Source organism: Xylanimonas allomyrinae, from assembly GCF_004135345.1.
Classification (GTDB): Bacteria; Actinomycetota; Actinomycetes; order Actinomycetales; family Cellulomonadaceae; genus Xylanimonas; species Xylanimonas allomyrinae.
Window position 1 is genome coordinate 1,365,040 of sequence record NZ_CP035495.1, and the last position, 19,729, is coordinate 1,384,768.

Sequence of the window (19,729 nt, forward strand, 5' to 3'; positions counted from 1 at the left end):
GCCCGCGACCCGTCGTGCGGACTCCTGGGGCTGCGCGGCGATGCTCATGGTGTCGGCCACTTCGGTAGTTGGGACCCTGGCACGGCGAGCCTACCGAGGCCGTGATCGGCCTCGGTAGGCTCGCCGTCCGACCGGGTCAGTGCGCGGCGGGCGTCGCCGGCTTGAACGGCTGGCCGATCTCGCCGAGCAGGCCGGTGAACCAGTCCTGGTTCACGTCGAACGCCTTGCCGCCCGCGATGCGCGGGAACGCGATCGCCTTGAGCTTGTCGCCGTCCTCCTCGTCGTGGCCGATGACGCCGGGCTCGCCGCGCAGGGCGCACTCGACGGCCAGGTCGGTCATCGACTTGATGAGGCGCAGGTCCTCGGCGTTGGCGGCCGCGGCACGCGAGAAGTAGCCCGACTTCTGGACCATGACCTTCTCGGCGCCCAGCTTCTCGGCGAACTGCCGGGCGAACCACTGGCCGGGGTTGATCTCGTCGAGCCGCACGTGCCCGAACGGGTCACGGGCCGGGGGCGTGCCTGCGGCCTCGAGCTGCTCGACGATCTCGTGCATGCCGGCGCCCTCGGACAGCCAGATGTTGACGTTGCCGATCTCGTCCATGACGCCCTTGAGGCGGGCGGCCTCGGCGTCGATGTCGATGGCGAGCTCGGGCACGAACACCGCGTGGATGTCCCAGCGCTCGCGCGTGAGCCCGAGCGCGGGCGCGAACTCCTTGGCGTCGAGGCGCTTGCGGTACTCGGCAGCCGAGGCGGCGGTCAGCCAGCCGCAGTGGCGGCCCATGACCTCGTGCACGATGAGCATGCGGGGGCCCGAACGGTGCTCGCCGATGATGTTCTCGCCGAAGGCCGCGGTCTGCTCGGCCGCGGTCCAGGCACCGAGCGACTGGCGGATCGGCACCACGTCGTTGTCGATGGTCTTCGGGAGTCCGACGACGGTCAGCTCGTAGCCGTTCTCGTGCAGGTAGGCGGCCAGGTCCGCTGCGGTCGTGTTGGTGTCGTCGCCACCGATGGTGTGCAGGACGTCGACACCGTCGGCCTTGAGCTGCTCCGCGGCGACCGTGAGCGGGTTCTCGCCCTCCTTGACCAGACCGCGCTTGACGGCGTCGGCCACGTTGGTGAGCTTGACCCGCGAGTTTCCGATGGGCGAGCCGCCAAAGCGGTGGAGGATGCCTGCCTGCTTACGACCCTCCTCGTCGATCACGATCTTCGTGCCGGTCAGCAGGCCGTGGTAGCCGTGCATGTAGGCGATGATCTCGATCGACGGGTCGAGCTCGTTGTACCGCTCGATGAGCCCGCCGACGGCGGACGAGAGGCACGGGGCGAAGCCGCCGGCCGTCAGCAGGGCCACGCGACGAACAGCCATGTTCAAGCACCTTCCGGGTGGGGGTTGGACCGTGCTCGATCCTAGAGGCTTGCGTCGTGAGGGGCGCAGCCACGGGCGCGCAGCGCGGGCCGTTCAGTCCTCCTCGGCCGCTCCGTCCGCCGGGGAGCGCCCCTCGGCGGCCCTTCGTTCGGCGGCTCTCTCGGCCGCGATCCGGGCCTTGGCCGTGGCCGCGTACACGTCGACGTACTCCTGCTCCGACAGGCGCAGGACCGCGTAGACGATCTCGTCGGTGACCGCCCGCAGCACGAACCGGTCGTTCTCCATGCCCTTGTACCGCGAGAAGTCGAGCGGCTCGCCCAGGACGACACCGATGGGCATCGGCTTGGGCAACGCCTGACCGAGCGGCTGGGCGACGTCGGTGCCGACCATCGCCACCGGCACGACGGGCGCCCCGGACTCGAGGGCCAGCCGCGCGACACCCGTCTTGCCTCGGTACATGCGGCCGTCCGGGCTTCGCGTCCCCTCGGGGTAGATGCCGAACAGCCCTCCCTGGTCGAGCACCCGCAGGCCCGTGCGCAGCGCGGCCTCGCTCGCCTTGCCGCCCGCCCGGTCGACAGGGATCGTGCCGACGCCGCGCATGAAGCCCGCCACGAGCCGGCCCTTGAGCCCGGCGCCGGTGAAGTAGTCCGACTTGCCGAGGAACTGCACCTTGCGGTCGAGCACCAGCGGGAGCACGAAGGAGTCGATGACCGCCAAGTGGTTGGACGCCAGGATCGCCGGTCCGTCGGCCGGAACGTTCTCCAGCCCCTTCGTCCAGGGGCGGAAGTACAGCTTGAGCAGAGGACCAGCCACGACGTGCCTCATGAGCCAGTAGAACAAGCGGTCCTCCTCGAACCTCCGGCGGGCGTCACCACAGAACCGGCTCGGTCAGGCCCGGACCCGGGTGCGCGCGGGGCAGCGCGCAACGCTGCATGAACTCTAAGGTGTTGTCATGGCCGGGACGAGCACAGGCGGCGGCACGGGGCGCGACGACGACGCCCAGGGCGACGGCGCCCGGGGCGCCTCGCGGGAGCCTCCACTCGGAGAGGCGGAGGTCGAGGCACGCTGGGTCGACATCGTCGCGCGGCTCGCCGAGCTCGACGACGGCGAGGCCCCCGCGGACCCGGCCGCGCAGGCTCCCGCCGCCGAGTCGGCGCCTACGGCACCGGGCCACGTCGTCGCCCGCACGGCCGGGCCCCGCGACTGGCCGACGACCCCCGAGGTCGAGGCGCTGGAAGAGGCCGAGTCGCACTTCGCGCCGCCGGACCCCGGCCCCGTGCTCACCTCGCGCGACCCGCTCGCGACCCTGGCCTGGGCCGGTGCCGCGGGCATCCCGTTGCTCGCCGTGGTGGCGCTCGTCGTCCGTTCGTTCCTGCCGGGGATGTCCGTGCCGGGGTGGGCGGGACCGACCGCCGCGCTCGTGTTCCTCGCCTCGGTCGCGGTGCTCGTGTGGCGCATGCCTCACCGCCGGGACCCGTCGGACCACGACGACGGCGCCGTCGTCTGACGCACCTCAGGGGCCTCCTCGGTGGGCTCAGGGCCGGCGTTCAGTGACGCGCCAGGTCTGCCGCACCGACGACGCCCGCCTCGTTGCCCTGCTCGGCCAGCTCGAGACGCGCCATGGGCCGGTGCCCGAGCGCCGAGAGCTGCGCCTCGAACCCTGCACGGGCCGGAAGGAGCAGCAGGTCGCCCGCCCCCGCGACCCCGCCGCCGATGACGATGAGCTCGGGGTCGAGCAGCGCCGCGACCGACGCGGCACCCTCGCCGATCCATCGACCCAGCTTGGCAAGCAGCTCGACGGCGAGCTCGTCGCCCTCCTGCGCCGCCGTCGTCACGTGCGGACCCTTGATCTTCTTGCGCTCCCCGCCTGCCAGCTCGAGCAGCCGCCCCGCCTTGTGAGGAAGCGCTACCACGGCCGCTTTGGCATCCCGGACGAGCGCGCTTCCCGAGGCGTACTGCTCCCAGCAGCCCTCGTGCCCGCACCCGCAGTAGTGCCCGCCGGGGACGACGCGCATGTGCCCCACCTCGGCGGCCGCACCCCATCGCCCGCGCACGAGCGAGCGGTCGACGACGACGGCGCCGCCCAGGCCGGTGCCGATGGTCAGCATGAGCATGTCGGAGCTCCCCCGACCGGCACCGAAGCGGAACTCGGCCCAGCCGGCGGCGTTGGCGTCGTTCTCGACGACGACGGGGACGTCGATGTCCACGAGCTCGGCGATCTTGCGAGCCAGCGGGTACTCGCGCCACGCGATGTTCGGAGCGAACTGCACCGAGGTGCGGTCCGAGCTGACGAAACCGGCGGCCGCCACCCCGATCGCCCCGACCTCGTAGGCCTTGGCGAGCTCGGTACATGCGTCCGCGATCGCGTGGTCGATGCTGGCCACGTCGTCGGGGTCGGTGTCGCGCCGGACCTGCGCGAGGATGCGCCCCGCCTCGTCGACGACGCCGATCGCGATCTTCGTCCCGCCGATGTCGACACCGATCGCATGCATGGGTGAGGTCCTCACGTTCGTCGTTGAAGCCCGCCGGACGTTCGGCGGGCATGCGCGTCGTCCGACGAGGCCCCTGAGGGCACCGGAGCGCGGGTCCAGCCTATCGAGCGCGTCGCGGCTGCGCGGCGCGGGGCCGTTCGCCCAGCGCCAGGTCGCGATACGGTGACGCTGGTCACAAAAGGCGTGAGACCGAGTATCGTGGCGCTCCCCGACGTCACCTGCCACTGGAGCCAGCATGGACGAGATCACGAACCCGCTGCGGATCGAGCTGCCGCGGGAGGCGAACCTCAACGACATCATCGCCGAACGCATGCGCGAGGCCCCGGACGCCGTCCTGGCCGAGGTGCCCCGGGGGCGGGGCTGGGCGCCCATCTCGGTGCGGCAGTTCGACGCTCAGGTCGTCGAGGTCGCGAAGGGCCTCGTGGCCAAGGGCGTCCAGCCGGGCGACAGCGTCGGCATCATGTCCCGCACGCGCTACGAGTGGACGCTGCTCGACTTTGCGGCCTGGGCCGCCGGAGCCGTCCCCGTCCCGATCTACGAGACGTCGAGCGCCGAGCAGGTGCAGTGGATCTTGACCGACGCCGCCGTGACCGTCCTGGTGGTCGAGTCCGCCGAGAACGCCGCGACGGTCGCCGAGGTCCGCAGCCACGCGCCGGCGTGCCGCGAGGTCCTGGTGATCGACGCGTCCACGGGCCCCGGTGCCATCGAAGCGCTGACCACCGCCGGCGCCTCGGTGCCCGACGACGAGATCGCCCGTCGTCGTGCGCTCGCAGACCTGGACGACCTGGCGACGATCATCTACACGTCGGGCACCACGGGCCGCCCCAAGGGCGCCGAGCTCACACACCGCAACTTCCTGTCGCTGACGACCAACACCATCCCCGACGTGCCCGACGTCTTCGCCGCCGCCGGAACCCGCACGCTCCTGTTCCTGCCGCTGGCACACGTCTTCGCGCGGTTCATCGAGGTGCTCGCGGTCCACAGCGGCACGGTGCTGGGCCACTCCCCCGACATCAAGACGCTCGTCGAAGACCTCGGCCAGTTCCGCCCGACGTACATCCTCGCGGTGCCTCGCGTCTTCGAGAAGGTCTACAACGCGGCCGAGCAGACCGCGGCCGCGGGCGGCAAGCTCCGCATCTTCCACTGGGCCGCGTCGACGGCCATCGCGTGGTCGCGTGCATCCGACACGCTCCGCGGACCGTCGGCCTGGCTGCGCGCCCAGCACGCGCTCGCCGGCGCCCTCGTCTTCGGGAAGCTGCGTGCCAAGCTGGGCGGGCAGGCCGCCTACGCCGTCTCGGGCGGCGGCCCCCTGGGCGAGCGGCTGGGGCACTTCTACCGAGGCATGGGCCTGACGATCCTCGAGGGGTACGGCCTCACCGAGTCGACGGCGCCGACGTGCGTCAACCGTCCCGAGCGCACCAAGATCGGCACCGTCGGCGCCCAGCTCCCCGGTTGCTCGGTCCGGGTCGCCGAGGACGGCGAGATCCTGCTCAAGGGCCATCACATCTTCCGCGGCTACCACAACAACCCTCAGGCCACGGCCGAGGCGTTCGACGGCGAGTGGTTCCGCACCGGGGACCTGGGGTCGCTCGACGAGGACGGCTTCCTGCGGATCACGGGCCGCAAGAAGGAGATCATCGTGACCGCCGGCGGAAAGAACGTCGCTCCGGCCACGCTCGAGGATCGCATCCGAGCCCACGCCCTGGTCAGCCAGTGCGTCGTCGTCGGAGACAACCGACCATTCATCGGCGCCCTGGTGACGATCGACCAGGAGGGGCTGCCCGGCTGGCTGACGATGCACGGCAAGCCCGAGCTGACGGTCGAGCAGGCCATGACCGACCCGGACGTGCTCTCGGCGCTCGACCAGGCGGTCACGCGCGCGAACGCCGCGGTGTCCAAGGCGGAGTCCATCCGCAAGTTCACGGTGCTGCCCGGCGACTTCACCGTCGAGAACGGATATCTGACGCCGTCGCTCAAGGTCAAGCGGGCCCTCGTGCTCAAGGACTTTGCCCCCGACGTCGAACGCATCTACGCCCCCGCCGCCGACAGGAAGTCGCTGCACACGGTCTGACGGACGGGCGTGTCGGGGGCTCGTCGTACCGTTCCCGGCATGATCCGCCAGGCAGCCGCGACCGACGCGGGGTACCAGCCCTCGTTCGAGGACCTGGGAACGCCGTTGCGTGACGTCACCTTCGTCGTCGTCGACCTCGAGACCACCGGCACGCGCTCCGACGACGCCGGGATCACCGAGATCGGCGCCGTCAAGGTGCGCGGAGGGCAGGTGCTGGGCGAGTTCCAGTCGCTCGTGAACCCGGGACGCGACGTCCCGGCGTTCGTCGCACGCCTCACCGGGATCACGACGGCGATGGTCGCCACCGCACCCGCGATCGACCTCGTCCTGCCGTCGTTCCTCGAGTGGGCGCACGGGTCCGTGCTGGTGGCTCACAACGCACCTTTCGACGTCGGGTTCCTCAAGGCCGCGGCTTCGGGCCTCGGCTATCCGTGGCCGGGCTTCCCCGTCGTCGACACCGTGCCCCTCGCCCGCCGTGTGGTCACTCGCGACGAGGTGCCCAACCACAAGCTCTCGACGCTCGCGAACCTGTTCCACGCCCGGGTGACGCCCGAGCACCGCGCCCTGGCGGACGCGCGCGCCACCGTGGACGTCCTGCACGGGCTGCTCGACCGGCTCGGCGCCATGGGGGTCACCCACCTGGAGGACCTGGCTTCGGCGGCCGACCCCGTGCCACCCGACGTGCGCCGCAAACGCCATCTCGCCGACGGGCTGCCTGAGTCGCCTGGCGTGTACCTGTTCAAGGGCCCGGGGACGAGGTGCTGTACGTCGGGACCTCGACCAACATCCGCAAGCGCGTGCGCAGCTACTTCACGGCCGCCGAGAAGCGCCGACGCATCACCGAGATGGTGCGGATCGCGCACGAGGTGACACCTGTCGTGTGCGCGACGCCGCTCGAGGCGGCCGTGCGGGAGCTCCGGCTCATCACCGAGCACGAGCCGCGGTACAACCGCCGCTCCAAGCACCCCGAACGGCACGCATGGGTCCGGCTCACCGACGAGCCCTACCCCGCCTCTCCGTGGTCCGGGAGGTGCGAGAGGGCGCCCCGCACATCGGACCGTTCGGCTCGCGCCGCGTCGCGCAGGACGCGGTCGACGCGCTGCACGACGCGCTGCCGCTCAGGCAGTGCACGCTGCGCCTGGCCACCGTCTCGCGTGCGCTCGGCAGCCCGTGCGCCCTGGCCGGGATGGGCCGGTGCTCGGCGCCGTGCACGGCCGTCGACACCCCGGACGCCGCGTACGCGGCCGTCGCACGGGCCGCAGCCGACGCGCTCACCGGCGACCCCTCACCCGTCGTCGCAGCGCTGGCGTCACGGATCGCGCGGCTCGCGGCCGAGGAGCGGTTCGAGGAGGCCGGGCTCGTCACCGGTCGCCTGCGCGCGTTCGTGCAGGGCGCGGGCAGGGCTCAGCGACTCGCACCGCTCGCGGCATGCGCCGAGCTTGTCGCCGCGCGGCCGGATGCCTTGGGAGGCTGGGAACTCGTCGTCGTGCGCCACGCGCGGCTCGCGGCCACCGCGGTGAGCCGGCCGGGCGAGGATCCGCTGGCCGTGGTCGCCGCGCTGCGCGCAACCGCGGAGACGGTCGACCCGCCGGTGCCGCCCGCGCCTGCCTGCCACCCCGAAGAGGCCGGGCTGGTCGTGAACTGGCTCGAGTCGCCCGGCGTGCGGCTCGTGCACGCGAGCACACCGTGGGCGCTCCCCGTGCGATCGGCGCTGTCCCACGCCGACCTTGCGGACGTCTCAGGCGAGGTCAGGCAGCGCATCACTACCATGGCACCATGCTGACCGCGATCGTCCTCATCGACACCGAGCCGAACATGATCCCCGAGGTCGCCGACCAGGTGGCCAACCTCAAGGGGGTCAGCGAGGTCTACTCGGTCACCGGCAAGGCAGACCTCGTCGCCATGGTGCGCGTGCGCGCCCACGACGAGCTCGCCGACGCGATCGCGGACGGCATCAGCAAGGTGCCCGGCGTGCTGCGCACCGAGACGCTCATCGCGTTCCGCGCCTACTCGAGCGTCGACCTCGACCAAGCGTTCGCGCTCGGACTCGACGAGTAGCCGAACCGCGCCTGTCGCACCCGGGCCCGGCGCGATGCCCGGCCCGGGCGGCGTGAACGGCTGAACGCGCGCTCACGCGGAGGCGGCGCGCCACCGTTCGAGCGCCCGCAGGGCCGCACCGTCGTCGATGCTGCGCGCGGCAATCCCCAGCCCCACGGCGAGTCGCTCGAGGAGCGTGCCCGAAGCCGTCCCTGGCAGAGTGCCGTCGGCGACGAGCGCCGCCGCCGCGTTGAGCAGCACGGTCTCGCGCACCGGCCCGCGGTCCGCTCCGTCCAGCACGCCCAGCGCGACGCGTGCGTTGTGCTCGGCGTCGGCGCCTCGCAGGTCGGCGACCTCGATGCGTGTCAGCCCGAGGTCCTCCGCTGCGTCGATCCGCACCGGCGAGACAGCCCCGTCGCGCACCTCCCACACGGCCGTGCCCCCCGTCGCGGCGAGCTCGTCGAGGCCATCGTCTCCTCGGAACACCAGCGCGGACGTGCCGCGTGCGGCGAACACGCCTGCCATGAGCGGGGCCATGCGCGCATCGGCGCAACCGACCGCCGTCGCACTGGTCAACGCCGGGTTGGTGAGCGGACCCAGGAAGTTGAACGCCGTCGGCACCGCAAGCTCCTTGCGCGCCACCCCCGCGTGCCTCATCGAGGGGTGGAACACGGTCGCGAAGCAGAACGTGATGCCGGCCTCGACGGCGATCTGCGCCACGCGGGAAGGCTCATGGTCGAGCCGGATGCCAAGCGCCTCGAGCACATCGGCCGCGCCCGATGCGCTGGTCGCGGCACGGTTGCCGTGCTTGACCACGCGCAGACCGGCCCCGGCGACCACGATCGCCGCCATCGTCGAGATGTTGACGGTGTGCGCGCGGTCACCGCCCGTGCCCACGAGGTCGACCGTGCGACCCGGGACCTCGATTCGCGTGGCGTGCGCGATCATCGACGTCGCGAGACCTCCGAGCTCCTCGACGGTCTCGCCCTTGGCGCGCAGGCCCATGAGAAACCCCGCCAGGCGCGCCGGAGACACCGCACCGGACATGACCTCGTCCATCGCCCAGGCGGCCTGAGCCGCCGTCAGGTCGTCACCGACGACGAGCCGGTTCATGACGACCGGCCACGCCAGCGTGGGATCGGTCGCAGGGGCGTTGTCGACGTCGGGCTGACTCAACGCGGGTCCTTCTCTCGGTGCGAGACGGTGTGCGGACTGGCATCGACCCCGCGTGCGGGCGTGCCGCAACCTGCGAGGTCACCCCGAACGCTACCGGGTCGCGCGCCGAACCGACCCGTCGTCCCGCGACTCAGACCGTCGCGCCGGCCAGCAGCCCCGCGACGGCACTCTGGAGAGCAACCGAGTCCAGCGGTCGCGGCACGACGGCATCGGCGAGCGACCACGAGGCGAGCCACGCGTCCTCGGCCCTGCCCGTGAGCACGAGCACCGGCGGGCACTCGTAGATCTCGTTCTTGAGCTGGCGCGCCAGGCCCATGCCACCGGCCTTGTCCGCCTCGCCGTCGAGCACGACGAGATCCCACCGCTCCCGGTCGGCCGCGTCGACGACCGCCGCGGCGGTCGCCACCTCGAGCCAGTCGATCTCCGGCGCGTGCGCGCGCAGGCGCGGCCCGACGGCGGTTCGCACCTGTGCGCGCACCGTTTGATCGTCGCTGTACAGAAGGACGCGCGGGCCACCTGTGCGCGTGCTGGAACTCGTCATGCGTCATGCCTCCCATCGAGCCACCCGGAGCGACATCGCGCGCCCGCCGGCAGCGTCTCCTCACGTTTTAATGGCATCGTGACACACGCGCGTCACGTCGAGAACCGATAGAACGTGGTCTTTTCGTGGCACTCTCTCACTGATCGTCAGATCGCGCGAGCACTTCGGCGTGAATCCGCGGGTTTTCGCGGTCCACGAACCCCGAAGTGCCGTTTGGCATGGTCACAAGTGTGGTCGAGTCCGCAATAATGACTCCGTGTCCACGACCGAAACGGCTGCTGCCCCCGCTGCCCGACCGCATGTGAGCGTCAACCGCCCGAACCCGGTGTCGGTCGGGACGATCGTCTGGCTCGCCAGCGAGCTGATGTTCTTCGCCGCTCTGTTCGCGATGTACTTCACCATCCGCTCCGTGATGGACCCGGCAGAGTGGGCCGCGCAGACAGACAAGCTCAACATCCCCTTCGCGTTCGCCAACACGACCGTCCTCGTGCTGTCCTCCGCGACCTGCCAGCTCGGGGTGCTCGCAGCAGAGCGCTTCAAACCCGCACGCTCGGGCCGGATCTGGCAGGCCGGTCAGTGGGGCATGCACGAGTGGATGACCCTGACCTACGTCATGGGCGCGATCTTCATCGGCGGCCAGCTCTTCGAGTACGCGTCGCTCGTCCGCGAAGGCCTGACCATCTCGTCCAGCGCCTACGGCTCGGTCTTCTACCTGACGACGGGCTTCCACGGCCTGCACGTGCTCGGTGGGCTCATCGCGTTCCTGTTCCTCCTCGGACGCTCCTTCGCAGCCAAGCGGTTCGGCCACCACGAGGCCACGACCGCCATCGTCACGTCGTACTACTGGCACTTCGTGGACGTCGTGTGGCTCGCCCTGTTCGCCGTCATCTACCTGGCCAAGTGACGGGATCGGCCGCGCACGCACGGGGGCACAGCAGCTCCCGTACCACCCCCGGAAACACCCAAAGCCACGAGACGAGGTCACTGTCGTGAAGGCACTCGCCGCCCGCAGGCACCACCGGTCAGCCCCGGTCGTGCTCCTGCTGATGGCGCTGCTGGTCACGGGCGGCGTGTACGCCGCCCTCGCCCCGAGTCCGGCGAACGCCGCGACCACCAGCACCGCGGACATCGAGACCGGCAAGCAGCTGTTCCAGGCGAACTGCGCCACCTGCCACGGCCCGAACGCCGAGGGAGCCGGCGAAGTGCCCTCCCTGGTGGGGGTCGGCGCCGCCGCCGTCGACTTCCAGGTCTCGACCGGCCGCATGCCGATGCAGATGAGCGGACCGCAGGCTCCGGCCAAGCCACGTCAGATGGACGAGGAGCAGACGGCCGCGCTCGCCGCGTACGTCGCCTCCCTCGGCAACGGCCCGGCGATCCCGACCGACGCCCAGGTCGATGCCTCCCAGGGCAACGCAGCGAACGGCATGGCCTTGTTCCGCACCAACTGTGCGATGTGCCACAACGCGGTCGGTGCGGGCGGCGCCCTGTCCCAGGGCAAGTTCGCGCCATCGCTCATGAAGACGTCGGAACGCAACATCTACCAGGCCATGCTCACCGGCCCTCAGTCGATGCCCGTCTTCAACGACGCCACCATCACCCCGGAGGGCAAGCGCGACATCATCGCGTTCCTCGACGAGCAGCATGCCGGCTCGGCCGGCGGCAACGCGCTCGGCGGGCTCGGCCCGGTGTCCGAAGGGTTGTGGGCCTGGGTCATCGGCCTCGCCATCATGATCGGCGGAGCGATCTGGATCGGAGCGAAGTCCTCGTGAGCGACAGCAACACCCCCGTGAACCCCTCGGGCGACGTCGAACGCGCGCACGACGCGAGTGCGCTCGTCCAGGCCGAGCGCTTTCCCGACCCTGGCGTCCCCGCGCACAAGCCGCGCCTGACGGACACCGACCCCCGGGCCGCCAAACGCGCCGAGCGCACCGTCGTCATCCTCTTCACCATCTCGGCCCTCGGCACGATCGGCTCGCTCGTCGCCTACTTCGCGGTGCGTCCCGACGGCACGACCGCGGGCACGCGACTGTCGACGCTGCTGTTCGGTGTCACGCTGGCCATCTCGCTCCTCGGCATCGGCTTCGCGGCCATCCACTGGGCGAAGGCACTCATGTCCAACCGTGAGTACACCGACGAGCGCCATCCGACCGCGACCTCGCCCGAGGCTCGCGAGGTTGCCGTCATCGCGCTCCAGCAGGGCGTCGAGGACTCGGGCATCGGCCGCCGCGGGGTGCTCAAGGGCGCGTTCGTGGGCGCGCTGGCCCTGTTCCCGCTGACGATCGCCGTACCCCTCGTCAGTTCGGTCGGCAGCGACTGGAACATCAGCAAGTTCCGTCACACGTTGTGGCAGAAGGGCCGGCGACTCGCCTACGACCCGGACGGGCGCCTCGTCAAGGCCACCGACCTCACCGTCGGTTCCGTCGCCCACGTCATGCCTGACGTCCCCGAAGAGGAACGCCGGACGGAGGAGTGGATCTCCGAGAAGGCCAAGGCCATCGTCCTGCTCGTGCGCCTCAACCCCGAGGACATCCGTTCCGAGCACAGGCCCGGAGCCTCGTACGAGGGCATCGTCGCCTATTCGAAGATCTGCACCCACGTCGGCTGCCCCGTCGCGCTGTACGAACAGCAGACGCACCACCTGCTGTGCCCGTGCCACCAGTCGACCTTCGACATCGCCGACGGCGCGAAGGTCGTCTTCGGCCCCGCCAAGCGCCCGCTGCCCCAGCTCCCCATCACCGTCGACGACGAGGGGTACCTTATTGCTGAGGACGACTTCTCCGAGCCCGTCGGCCCGAGCTTCTGGGAGCGCCTGAAGTGAGCACCGCAACCACGTCCCAGACCGCGAAGCGCCGCCCGTCGGCCGAACCGACGACGGCGGCAGGGAAGGCCGCGGACTACCTGGACCAGCGCACGTCGATCGGCGTGGCGGTCAAGGAGTTCGCGCGCAAGATCTTCCCGGACCACTGGTCCTTCATGCTCGGCGAGATCGCCCTGTTCTCGTTCGTCGTCCTCCTCATCACCGGTGTGTTCCTCGCGCTGTTCTTCCAGCCGTCGATGGCGCTCGTGACGTGGAACGGCCCGCTTCCGCAGCTGAACGGCCAGCAGATGTCGGCCGCGTTCGCGTCGACGCTCGACCTGTCGTTCGTGGTCCGCGGCGGCCTGCTGATGCGCCAGATCCACCACTGGTCTGCACTGATCTTCATGGCGTCGATCGTGACGCACATGATGCGCGTGTTCTTCACCGGAGCCTTCCGCAAGCCGCGCGAGCTCAACTGGCTCGTCGGCGCGACGCTGCTGATCCTCGGCCTGGCTGCCGGGTTCTCCGGCTACTCGCTGCCCGACGACGTGCTCTCCGGCAACGGCCTGCGCATCGCCGACGGCGTGGTCAAGTCGATCCCGATCATCGGCTCGTACATGTCGTACTTCATCTTCGGAGGCGAGTTCCCCGGCGAGCACATCATCGCCCGGTTGTTCACGGTGCACATCCTCCTCGTGCCGGGACTGATCCTCGCGCTCGTCGGTCTGCACCTGTTCCTGATGGTGCTGCACAAGCACACGCAGTACCCGGGCGGCGGCCGGACCGACAAGAACGTCGTCGGCTACCCCGCGTTCCCCGTGTACATCGCGAAGATGGGCGGCAACTTCTTCTTCGTCTTCGGTGTCCTCGCCCTCATGGGCGGAACGATGGCGATCAACACGGTGTGGAACTACGGGCCCTTCGACCCGTCCCCCGTGTCCGCCGGCGCCCAGCCGGACTGGTACATGCTGTTCCTCGAGGGTGCGTTGCGCCTCATGCCTGGGCAGGCAGAGATCGTCATCGGCGGGTTCACGCTGTCGCTGAACGTGCTCGTGCCTGCGCTCGTGGTGCCTGGCATCCTGTTCACGTTCCTGCTCGCCTACCCGTTCATCGAGGCGAAGGTCACCGGCGACCACCGTGAGCACCACGTGCTCGACCGCCCGCGCAACGTCCCGGTGCGCACCGGCCTGGGAGTCGCGTTCCTCACGGCGTTCATCATCCTGGCGCTCGCCGGCTCGAACGACCTCATCGCGACGCACTTCCACCTGTCGATCAACGAGATCACCTGGGTCTTCAGGGTGCTGCTCTTCGTCGGCCCCTGGTTTGCCTTCTGGGTGACCAAGCGCCTGTGCCTCGGTCTTCAGCGCAAGGACCGCGAACTGGTGCTGCACGGCCACGAGTCCGGCCGCATCGTTCGCTTCGCGAGCGGTGAGTACATCGAGGTGCACACCCCCCTCGACGAGCAGGAGCGGTGGCTGCGCGTCAACTACGAGGCCCGCACCCCCCTCGAGCTCGCGCCCGCCACCGATGCCCGCGGCGTCAAGCGCAAGGGCTACGCAGCAGAGAAGCGCTGGCACCGACTCTCGAAGTTCTTCTTCGAGGACCGCATCGAACCCGTCACGCCCGCCGAGCTCACCGCCGCCCACGCGCACGGCGAGCACGAGGCGATCGACGCCACGCGCGAGGAGCACACGGCCCTTCCAGCCGGTGCCACCCGCACCGACCAGGAGCGCTGAGCTCTGACCTGACCAACGGCGACGCACGGCCCGTGCGGCGGCCCCCGACGACGGGGCCGCTACGCGGGTCGTCGCCGTTTCCCCACCCGACCGCCACCCGGACGGCCGGACCGCAACAGGAGGAAGTTGATGGCTGTTTACACGCTCCCTGACCTGAGTTACGACTACGCCGCACTCGAGCCCCACATCTCGGGGCGGATCATGGAGCTGCACCACTCGAAGCATCACGCCGCGTACGTCGCCGGCGCCAACGCCGCGCTGGAGAAGCTCGCCGAGGCCCGCGAGAGCGGCGATCTCGCCTCGGTGAACCTGCACGAGAAGAACCTCGCGTTCAACCTCGGCGGGCACGTCAACCACTCGGCATTCTGGACGAACCTCTCCCCCGAGGGCGGCGGCGAGCCGACCGGGGCGATCGGCTCCGCCATCGACGAGCACTTCGGCTCCTTCGAGAAGTTCAAGGCACACTTCGCAGCCGTCGCCGCGGGTGTCCAGGGCTCGGGCTGGGCGATACTCGCCTGGGACTCGATCGGCCAGAAGCTCGTCATCGTCCAGCTCTACGACCAGCAGGGCAACATCGCCCTCGGTCTCGTGCCGATCATCCTGCTGGACTGCTGGGAGCACGCGTACTACCTCGACTACCAGAACGTCCGCGCGAACTACGTGACCGCCTGGTGGAACATCGTGAACTGGGCCGACGCCGAAGCGCGCCTGGCCCGCGCGACGTCCCAGACCGCGGGTCTGATCGTCCCGGCGCTCTGAGTCTCGCCGAACCCGCTCACTGATCGCTGAGAAGCGCCTCGCTCCGGCCCTGCAGGGGCCGGAGAGAGGCGCTTCTTTGTGTGCGTCCTGACTCTCGCCCCGTCTTGCGTGAGGGGCATGTTCGCCGAGGGATGCTCGTGCGACAGGCGCGCCGACGGCGGCACGATCCCGGCGCACGGCATCGGCCCCGCGAAGCCTCCTTCCGCGAGGCGGAGGACTGAGCGCTGGTTCCGACACGCGCGATTTGCGGCATGAGATCGGTCCGTGGGGCTACTCGTGTGCCCCGAATTCGCCGTCCTCGCGGCAGAGCAATGAGGAGGCCCGCCCCTTGACCGGAGCGGACCCCCTCATGTCGCGGCCCGTGGTGGCCGCACCTCCCCCTCGCCTCGTGGAGCGGGGAGGAGTGGTCAGTCAGTGTGCGTGCTGCCCCCGGCTGAACTCGAACACCCAGCCGACCAGGCCGATGACGCCGACGACGAACCCGAAGTACAGCACCCACCACCCGACGGCAAGCCCCAGGAATGCGAGTGCTGCGGCCGCAGCGATGACCAGAGGCCACCAGCTCCACGGCGCGTAGACACCCTGGTCTCCGGCGCCGTCAGCGATCTCGCCGTTCTCGTCGTCCTCGGGCCGCGCGTCGATTCGGCGCGCGGTGAGCGCGAGATACGCCCCGATCATCGCCACGAGAGCGCCGAGCAGGGGCATCCCGAGGAACCCGACCGGCTCCTGCCAGCTGGTGATGAACCCGTAGATGATGCCCATCGCGACGAAGAAGGGCGCAAGATAGACGAAGAGCCTCGTCTCGATCTTCACTTCGCGGCCCCTTCGATGGTGGTGGTGGACGCACCGGCGTACTGGGGGTAGAGCTCCGGGTGCTCCATCGCGGCGACCTCCGGGTGGTGCAGATCAAATGCCGGGGACTCGCTGCGAATGCGCGGCAGCGAGGCGAAGTTGTGCCGCGGCGGCGGGCAGGACGTCGCCCACTCGAGCGAGCGTCCGTAGCCCCACGGGTCGTCGACGGTCACGAGCGGGGCGTTGCGCCAGGTCGTGTAGACGTTCCAGAAGAAGGGCAGCAGCGAGGCCGCGAGGATGAACGAACCGACCGTGGAGACCTGGTTCATCCAGGTGAAGCCTTCCTCGGGCATGTAGTCCGCGTAGCGACGAGACATGCCCATGACGCCCAGCCAGTGCTGCACGAGGAAGGTGGCGTGGAACCCGACGAACGTGAGCCAGAAGTGCACCTTCCCCAGCCGCTCGTTGAGCATGCGTCCGGTGAACTTCGGCCACCAGAAGTAGAAGCCGGCGAACATCGCGAACACGACGGTTCCGAAGATCACGTAGTGGAAGTGCGCGACGACGAAGTAGGAGTCGGAGACCTGGAAGTCGAGGGCCGGGCTCGACAGGATGACGCCGGTCAGACCGCCGAGCAGGAACGTCACGAGGAATCCGATCGTCCACACCATGGGCGTCTCGAACGTCAGCTTTCCTCGCCACATCGTGCCGATCCAGTTGAAGAACTTCACGCCCGTCGGGACCGCGATGAGCATCGTCATGAACGCGAAGAAGGGAAGCGTGATCGCGCCCGTCACGTACATGTGGTGCGCCCAGACGGTGACCGACAGCGCGGCGATCGCGATCGTCGCGTACACCAGGCCCTTGTAGCCGAAGATCGGCTTGCGGCTGAAGACCGGGAGCACCTCGGAGACGATGCCGAAGAACGGCAGCGCGATGATGTACACCTCGGGGTGGCCGAAGAACCAGAACAGGTGCTGCCAGAGGATGGCGCCGCCGTTGTCCGGGTTGAAGACCTGGGCTCCCAGTCGCCGGTCGGCGCCGAGCGCGAAGAGCGCGGCCGCAAGCGGCGGGAAGGCCATGAGCACCAGGATGCTCGTGATGAGCGTGTTCCAGGTGAAGATCGGCATGCGGAACATCGTCATGCCGGGTGCGCGCATCGTGATGATCGTGGTGATGAAGTTGACGGCACCGAGGATGGTGCCGAAGCCGCCGAGCGCGAGACCGAAGACCCAGAGATCTCCTCCGAGCCCAGGACTGAACGCCGTGTTGGACAACGGCGCGTAGGCGAACCAGCCGAAGGATGCGGCGCCCTGGGGCGTGAAGAAGCCCGCGGCGGCGATGAGGCCACCGAAGAAGAAGAGCCAGAACGCGAACATGTTCAGGCGAGGGAAGGCGACGTCCGGCGCACCGATCTGGAGCGGCATGATGATGTTGGCGAAGCCGGCGAAGAGCGGCGTCGCGAACAGCAGCAGCATGATCGTGCCGTGCATCGTGAAGAGCTGGTTGTACTGCTCCTTGCTCTGCACGATCTGCAGCCCCGGCTCGAACAGCTCGGCGCGGATGAACAGGGCCAGCACGCCACCGATGCAGAACCAGATGACCGAGGTGATCAGGTACATGTACCCGATGGTCTTGTGGTCGGTCGACGTGACCCACTTGACCACCGTGCGGCCGAGGGTCTGACGGCGTGGCGCCAGACCTGGGACCAGCGCGGTGCTGGCGGATGCAGTCGTGGCCATCAGTTCTCGGCCTCCTGGGTCTCGGTGGAGGCGCGAACCTCCTGGTGACGGTTCAGGTCGAGGCCGAGCTCGCCCGTGTTCCCCTGCGAGCGCAGGTCGTCCATGTGGGCGTCGTACTCGTCGCGCGTGACGACCTTGACGTTGAAGAGCATCCCGGAGTGGAACTCGCCGCAGAGCTCGGCGCACTTGCCGGCGTACGCTCCGATGCGCTCGGGCGTCACCTCGAACACGTTGGTGCGTCCCGGGAACATGTCCTCCTTGTAGAGGAACGCGGGGATCCAGAACGAGTGGATGACGTCGCGTGAGTCGAGCGTGAACTCGACCTTCTCGCCGACGGGCAGGTAGAGCGTCGGCAGCGCCTTCGACGTGCCGGGCGCACCGTCCACCTCGTCCGCCTTGGTCTGGCTGCCCGGGTCGACGAGGTGCTGACCCGTGTCGTAGACGTCGTCGTCCAGGTAGTTGAAGTCCCAGCTCCACTGCTTGCCGATGACTTGGATGTGGACGTCGGCGTCGCCGTCGACGCGGGTGACGTCAGAGGCGACGCGGTCCGTGTGGTGGAAGAGCACCAGCACCATCGCCAGCGGCACGATCACGTACATGAGCTCGAGCGGCACGTGGTAGCGCGTCTGGACCGGGAGCTGGTCGTCGTCGCGCCGCTTTCGGTAGGCGGCGACGCACCAGAGCATCAGGCCCCAGGTGATGACGCCGACGGCCAGGGCAGCGACCCAGGAACCCACCCACAGCTGGCGCAGGCCCGCGGTCTGGTTCGTCACCTCCCCGTCGGAGTAGCCGGGGAGGTAGCCGCGCTTGACGGCGTCGCTCGCGCAACCTGAGGCCAGCACCCCGACCGTGACGGCAAGGGCCGTCACGCGCAGGATGGTCCGCGGGGCGCGGGTGGGGAGCTTCGACTGCAAGGGAGGCCTTTCACTTCACGACCCGCGCCGTTCGGAGCTTTCAGCGTCAGCGTGTGACACGTCGCGCGCCAGCCCGGTGGCGGGTCCTACTCGTCCTCGATAGCCGAAGCCTAGCGCGCTCGCCGTCGATCGCGGGAGGTCCTCAGGCGGCTGGGAGGTGACGCCGCCCCCCGGGCGCGCCAGCATCTGCGCAGGTCACGACACTGCTCGGAGAGATGTCAGATACCTCGCCCCGCGGTCACCGTCATCCTCGCGCGACGGCGGCAGGTGCTGACGCTCTCTCTCCGAGCGTCTGCACGGCTGTGACGAACACCACCTTCAGAACGAAGAGCGGCCCGGTTCTGCGGAGACTGTGCTCCGCGGAACCGGGCCGCTCTGGGCCGATCGGTCAGGCGAACGATCCGCCGCAGGCACAGGAACTGCCGGCGTTGGGGTTGTCGATCGTGAAGCCCTGCTTCTCGATCGTGTCCGCGAAGTCGACGGTCGCGCCCTCGAGGTACGGGACGCTCATCTTGTCGACCACGACCTCGACGCCGTCGAAGTCGGCGAGCGCGTCGCCGTCCAGCAGACGCTCGTCGAAGTAGAGCTGGTAGATCAGGCCCGAGCAGCCACCGGGCTGCACGGCAACGCGCAGACGCAGGTCGTCGCGGCCCTCCTGCTCCAGGAGGCTGCGAACCTTGGCGGCGGCGACGTCGGTCAGGACCACGCCGTGCGTGGCGGTCTCGAGGGTGTCGGTCATGCTTCCTCCAACGACAGGACGGTTCTCGCTCTTCCCGATACTACGCATCGCGCGCCACGATGCCGCTACCCCGCCTCACCCGCGGCCGCGGTGGTCGACCATCTGGGCGCCCAGGTACGCGCCGCTCGCGCCACGGCGTCGCCGCGCCCACCGACGTCGGCACCAACCTCGTGGACGCCGCTGAGGCCGCCGGTCGACCACTCGCGCCGGCTCACCTCGCTGACGCCCGCCAGCACGACGACGGGAACCGCCCGCTCTCCCGCCAGGCGCGCGACGAGCGGCAGCAGGCCCTCGTGCAGCGCCGCGCCGTCGAGCAGGTCGACGTGGACGACGACGACGTCCGCCGTCCCGAGAAGCGATCGCAGCCGCACCTCGTCGGGATCCGTGGCCGGCGGCGGCGTCGCCAGCCCGAGCGCCGAGAGCGGGACGAACACCCCCGACGGGGCGGGCGTGGGAGGGCGAGGGGCAGGACCGCCGGCTCGACCGAGCCGGTCGACGCGGCCCGCCACTCGGCGGCGAGCTCCTCGGCGAGCGCGGCCCGCGCGGCCAGCAACAGCACATGCACGGTGC

18 protein-coding genes and 1 pseudogene are annotated in these 19,729 nt (G+C 69.9%); 9 read left to right on the forward strand and 10 right to left on the reverse strand.

From position 1 onward, the window contains the following. Positions 1-136: 136 nt before the first annotated feature. Both ET495_RS06255 and ET495_RS06260 read right to left on the reverse strand, forming a co-directional pair. A complete protein-coding gene (locus ET495_RS06255) occupies positions 137-1,363 on the reverse strand; it encodes a pyrophosphate--fructose-6-phosphate 1-phosphotransferase (protein ID WP_129203506.1) in 1,227 nt (408 codons plus the stop codon). Between the two features lie 93 nt (positions 1,364-1,456). Further along, the gene (locus ET495_RS06260) at positions 1,457-2,203 is read right to left on the reverse strand and encodes a lysophospholipid acyltransferase family protein (RefSeq protein ID WP_245993344.1); all 747 of its coding nucleotides are present in this window, start codon (positions 2,201-2,203) and stop codon (positions 1,457-1,459) included. 112 nt (positions 2,204-2,315) lie between these two features. On the opposite strand from ET495_RS06260, the gene ET495_RS06265 reads away from it, so the two are divergent. Continuing rightward, complete coding sequence (locus ET495_RS06265) at positions 2,316-2,870, forward strand: hypothetical protein (RefSeq protein WP_129203508.1); 555 nt, start codon at positions 2,316-2,318, stop codon at positions 2,868-2,870. A gap of 40 nt (positions 2,871-2,910) precedes the next feature. Here ET495_RS06265 and ET495_RS06270 read toward each other — a convergent pair whose 3' ends face one another. Beyond that, positions 2,911-3,855 (reverse strand): ROK family glucokinase, encoded by a 945-nt coding sequence (locus ET495_RS06270; RefSeq protein WP_129203510.1) that lies wholly within the window; start codon positions 3,853-3,855, stop codon positions 2,911-2,913. Between the two features lie 235 nt (positions 3,856-4,090). On the opposite strand from ET495_RS06270, the gene ET495_RS06275 reads away from it, so the two are divergent. The 3 genes and pseudogenes from ET495_RS06275 to ET495_RS06285 all read left to right on the forward strand — a co-directional run bounded on the left by ET495_RS06275 (position 4,091) and on the right by ET495_RS06285 (position 7,984). Beyond that, complete coding sequence (locus ET495_RS06275) at positions 4,091-5,926, forward strand: AMP-dependent synthetase/ligase (RefSeq protein ID WP_129203512.1); 1,836 nt, start codon at positions 4,091-4,093, stop codon at positions 5,924-5,926. Positions 5,927-5,965: 39 nt separating this feature from the next. Beyond that, positions 5,966-7,709 (forward strand): annotated as a pseudogene (locus ET495_RS06280) (DEDD exonuclease domain-containing protein). Continuing rightward, a complete protein-coding gene (locus ET495_RS06285; protein ID WP_129203515.1) occupies positions 7,703-7,984 on the forward strand; it encodes an Lrp/AsnC family transcriptional regulator in 282 nt (93 codons plus the stop codon). Before ET495_RS06280 ends, ET495_RS06285 begins: the two are co-directional and overlap by 7 nt. 72 nt (positions 7,985-8,056) lie before the next feature. On the opposite strand, the gene trpD is transcribed toward ET495_RS06285, so the two are convergent. Further along, on the reverse strand, positions 8,057-9,076 hold the full coding sequence (gene trpD / locus ET495_RS06290) for an anthranilate phosphoribosyltransferase (protein WP_129205915.1): 1,020 nt from the start codon (positions 9,074-9,076) through the stop codon (positions 8,057-8,059). Between the two features lie 193 nt (positions 9,077-9,269). After that, the gene (locus ET495_RS06295; protein ID WP_129203517.1) at positions 9,270-9,680 is read right to left on the reverse strand and encodes a response regulator; all 411 of its coding nucleotides are present in this window, start codon (positions 9,678-9,680) and stop codon (positions 9,270-9,272) included. Positions 9,681-9,936: 256 nt separating this feature from the next. On the opposite strand from ET495_RS06295, the gene ctaE reads away from it, so the two are divergent. The 5 genes from ctaE (at position 9,937) to ET495_RS06320 (ending at position 14,972) form a co-directional block, all read left to right on the forward strand. Further along, on the forward strand, positions 9,937-10,584 hold the full coding sequence (ctaE, locus tag ET495_RS06300; RefSeq protein WP_245993345.1) for an aa3-type cytochrome oxidase subunit III: 648 nt from the start codon (positions 9,937-9,939) through the stop codon (positions 10,582-10,584). Positions 10,585-10,669: 85 nt separating this feature from the next. After that, positions 10,670-11,449 (forward strand): cytochrome bc1 complex diheme cytochrome c subunit, encoded by a 780-nt coding sequence (gene qcrC / locus ET495_RS06305; protein ID WP_129203519.1) that lies wholly within the window; start codon positions 10,670-10,672, stop codon positions 11,447-11,449. A gap of 17 nt (positions 11,450-11,466) precedes the next feature. Then, positions 11,467-12,498, forward strand: a complete 1,032-nt coding sequence (qcrA, locus tag ET495_RS06310) for a cytochrome bc1 complex Rieske iron-sulfur subunit (RefSeq protein ID WP_129205917.1) — start codon at positions 11,467-11,469, stop codon at positions 12,496-12,498. Then, positions 12,495-14,213, forward strand: a complete 1,719-nt coding sequence (gene qcrB / locus ET495_RS06315) for a cytochrome bc1 complex cytochrome b subunit (protein WP_129203521.1) — start codon at positions 12,495-12,497, stop codon at positions 14,211-14,213. The genes qcrA and qcrB overlap by 4 nt, the downstream gene beginning before the upstream one ends. A 129-nt stretch (positions 14,214-14,342) precedes the next feature. Then, the gene (locus ET495_RS06320) at positions 14,343-14,972 is read left to right on the forward strand and encodes a superoxide dismutase (protein ID WP_129203523.1); all 630 of its coding nucleotides are present in this window, start codon (positions 14,343-14,345) and stop codon (positions 14,970-14,972) included. Between the two features lie 411 nt (positions 14,973-15,383). Here ET495_RS06320 and ET495_RS06325 read toward each other — a convergent pair whose 3' ends face one another. The 5 genes from ET495_RS06325 to ET495_RS06345 form a co-directional block, all read right to left on the reverse strand. Continuing rightward, positions 15,384-15,785, reverse strand: coding sequence for a cytochrome c oxidase subunit 4 (locus ET495_RS06325; RefSeq protein ID WP_129203525.1), 402 nt, complete (start codon positions 15,783-15,785; stop codon positions 15,384-15,386). Next, positions 15,782-17,506, reverse strand: a complete 1,725-nt coding sequence (ctaD, locus tag ET495_RS06330; RefSeq protein ID WP_129203527.1) for an aa3-type cytochrome oxidase subunit I — start codon at positions 17,504-17,506, stop codon at positions 15,782-15,784. The genes ET495_RS06325 and ctaD overlap by 4 nt, the downstream gene beginning before the upstream one ends. Beyond that, entirely contained in the window at positions 17,506-18,420 is a 915-nt protein-coding gene (gene ctaC, locus ET495_RS06335) for an aa3-type cytochrome oxidase subunit II (protein WP_129203529.1), read from the reverse strand. The genes ctaD and ctaC overlap by 1 nt, the downstream gene beginning before the upstream one ends. Positions 18,421-18,808: 388 nt before the next feature. Then, positions 18,809-19,159 carry an iron-sulfur cluster insertion protein ErpA gene (gene erpA, locus ET495_RS06340; protein WP_129203531.1) on the reverse strand — a complete coding sequence of 117 codons (351 nt, stop codon included), beginning with the start codon at positions 19,157-19,159 and terminating at the stop codon, positions 18,809-18,811. 65 nt (positions 19,160-19,224) lie between these two features. Beyond that, complete coding sequence (locus ET495_RS06345) at positions 19,225-19,593, reverse strand: hypothetical protein (protein ID WP_129203532.1); 369 nt, start codon at positions 19,591-19,593, stop codon at positions 19,225-19,227. Positions 19,594-19,729 lie beyond the last annotated feature (136 nt).

Excerpts from the sequence above, each read along its gene's own strand:
- ET495_RS06275 (WP_129203512.1), top strand. The coding sequence starts at position 4,091 with ATGGACGAGATCACGAACCCGCTGCGGATCGAGCTGCCGCGGGAGGCG.
- erpA (WP_129203531.1), bottom strand. The coding sequence starts at position 19,159 with ATGACCGACACCCTCGAGACCGCCACGCACGGCGTGGTCCTGACCGAC.
- ET495_RS06265 (WP_129203508.1), top strand. The coding sequence starts at position 2,316 with ATGGCCGGGACGAGCACAGGCGGCGGCACGGGGCGCGACGACGACGCC.
- trpD (WP_129205915.1), bottom strand. The coding sequence starts at position 9,076 with ATGAACCGGCTCGTCGTCGGTGACGACCTGACGGCGGCTCAGGCCGCC.
- ET495_RS06295 (WP_129203517.1), bottom strand. The coding sequence starts at position 9,680 with ATGACGAGTTCCAGCACGCGCACAGGTGGCCCGCGCGTCCTTCTGTAC.
- ET495_RS06255 (WP_129203506.1), bottom strand. The coding sequence starts at position 1,363 with ATGGCTGTTCGTCGCGTGGCCCTGCTGACGGCCGGCGGCTTCGCCCCG.
- ET495_RS06285 (WP_129203515.1), top strand. The coding sequence starts at position 7,703 with ATGCTGACCGCGATCGTCCTCATCGACACCGAGCCGAACATGATCCCC.
- ctaD (WP_129203527.1), bottom strand. The coding sequence starts at position 17,506 with ATGGCCACGACTGCATCCGCCAGCACCGCGCTGGTCCCAGGTCTGGCG.
- ET495_RS06270 (WP_129203510.1), bottom strand. The coding sequence starts at position 3,855 with ATGCATGCGATCGGTGTCGACATCGGCGGGACGAAGATCGCGATCGGC.
- ET495_RS06320 (WP_129203523.1), top strand. The coding sequence starts at position 14,343 with ATGGCTGTTTACACGCTCCCTGACCTGAGTTACGACTACGCCGCACTC.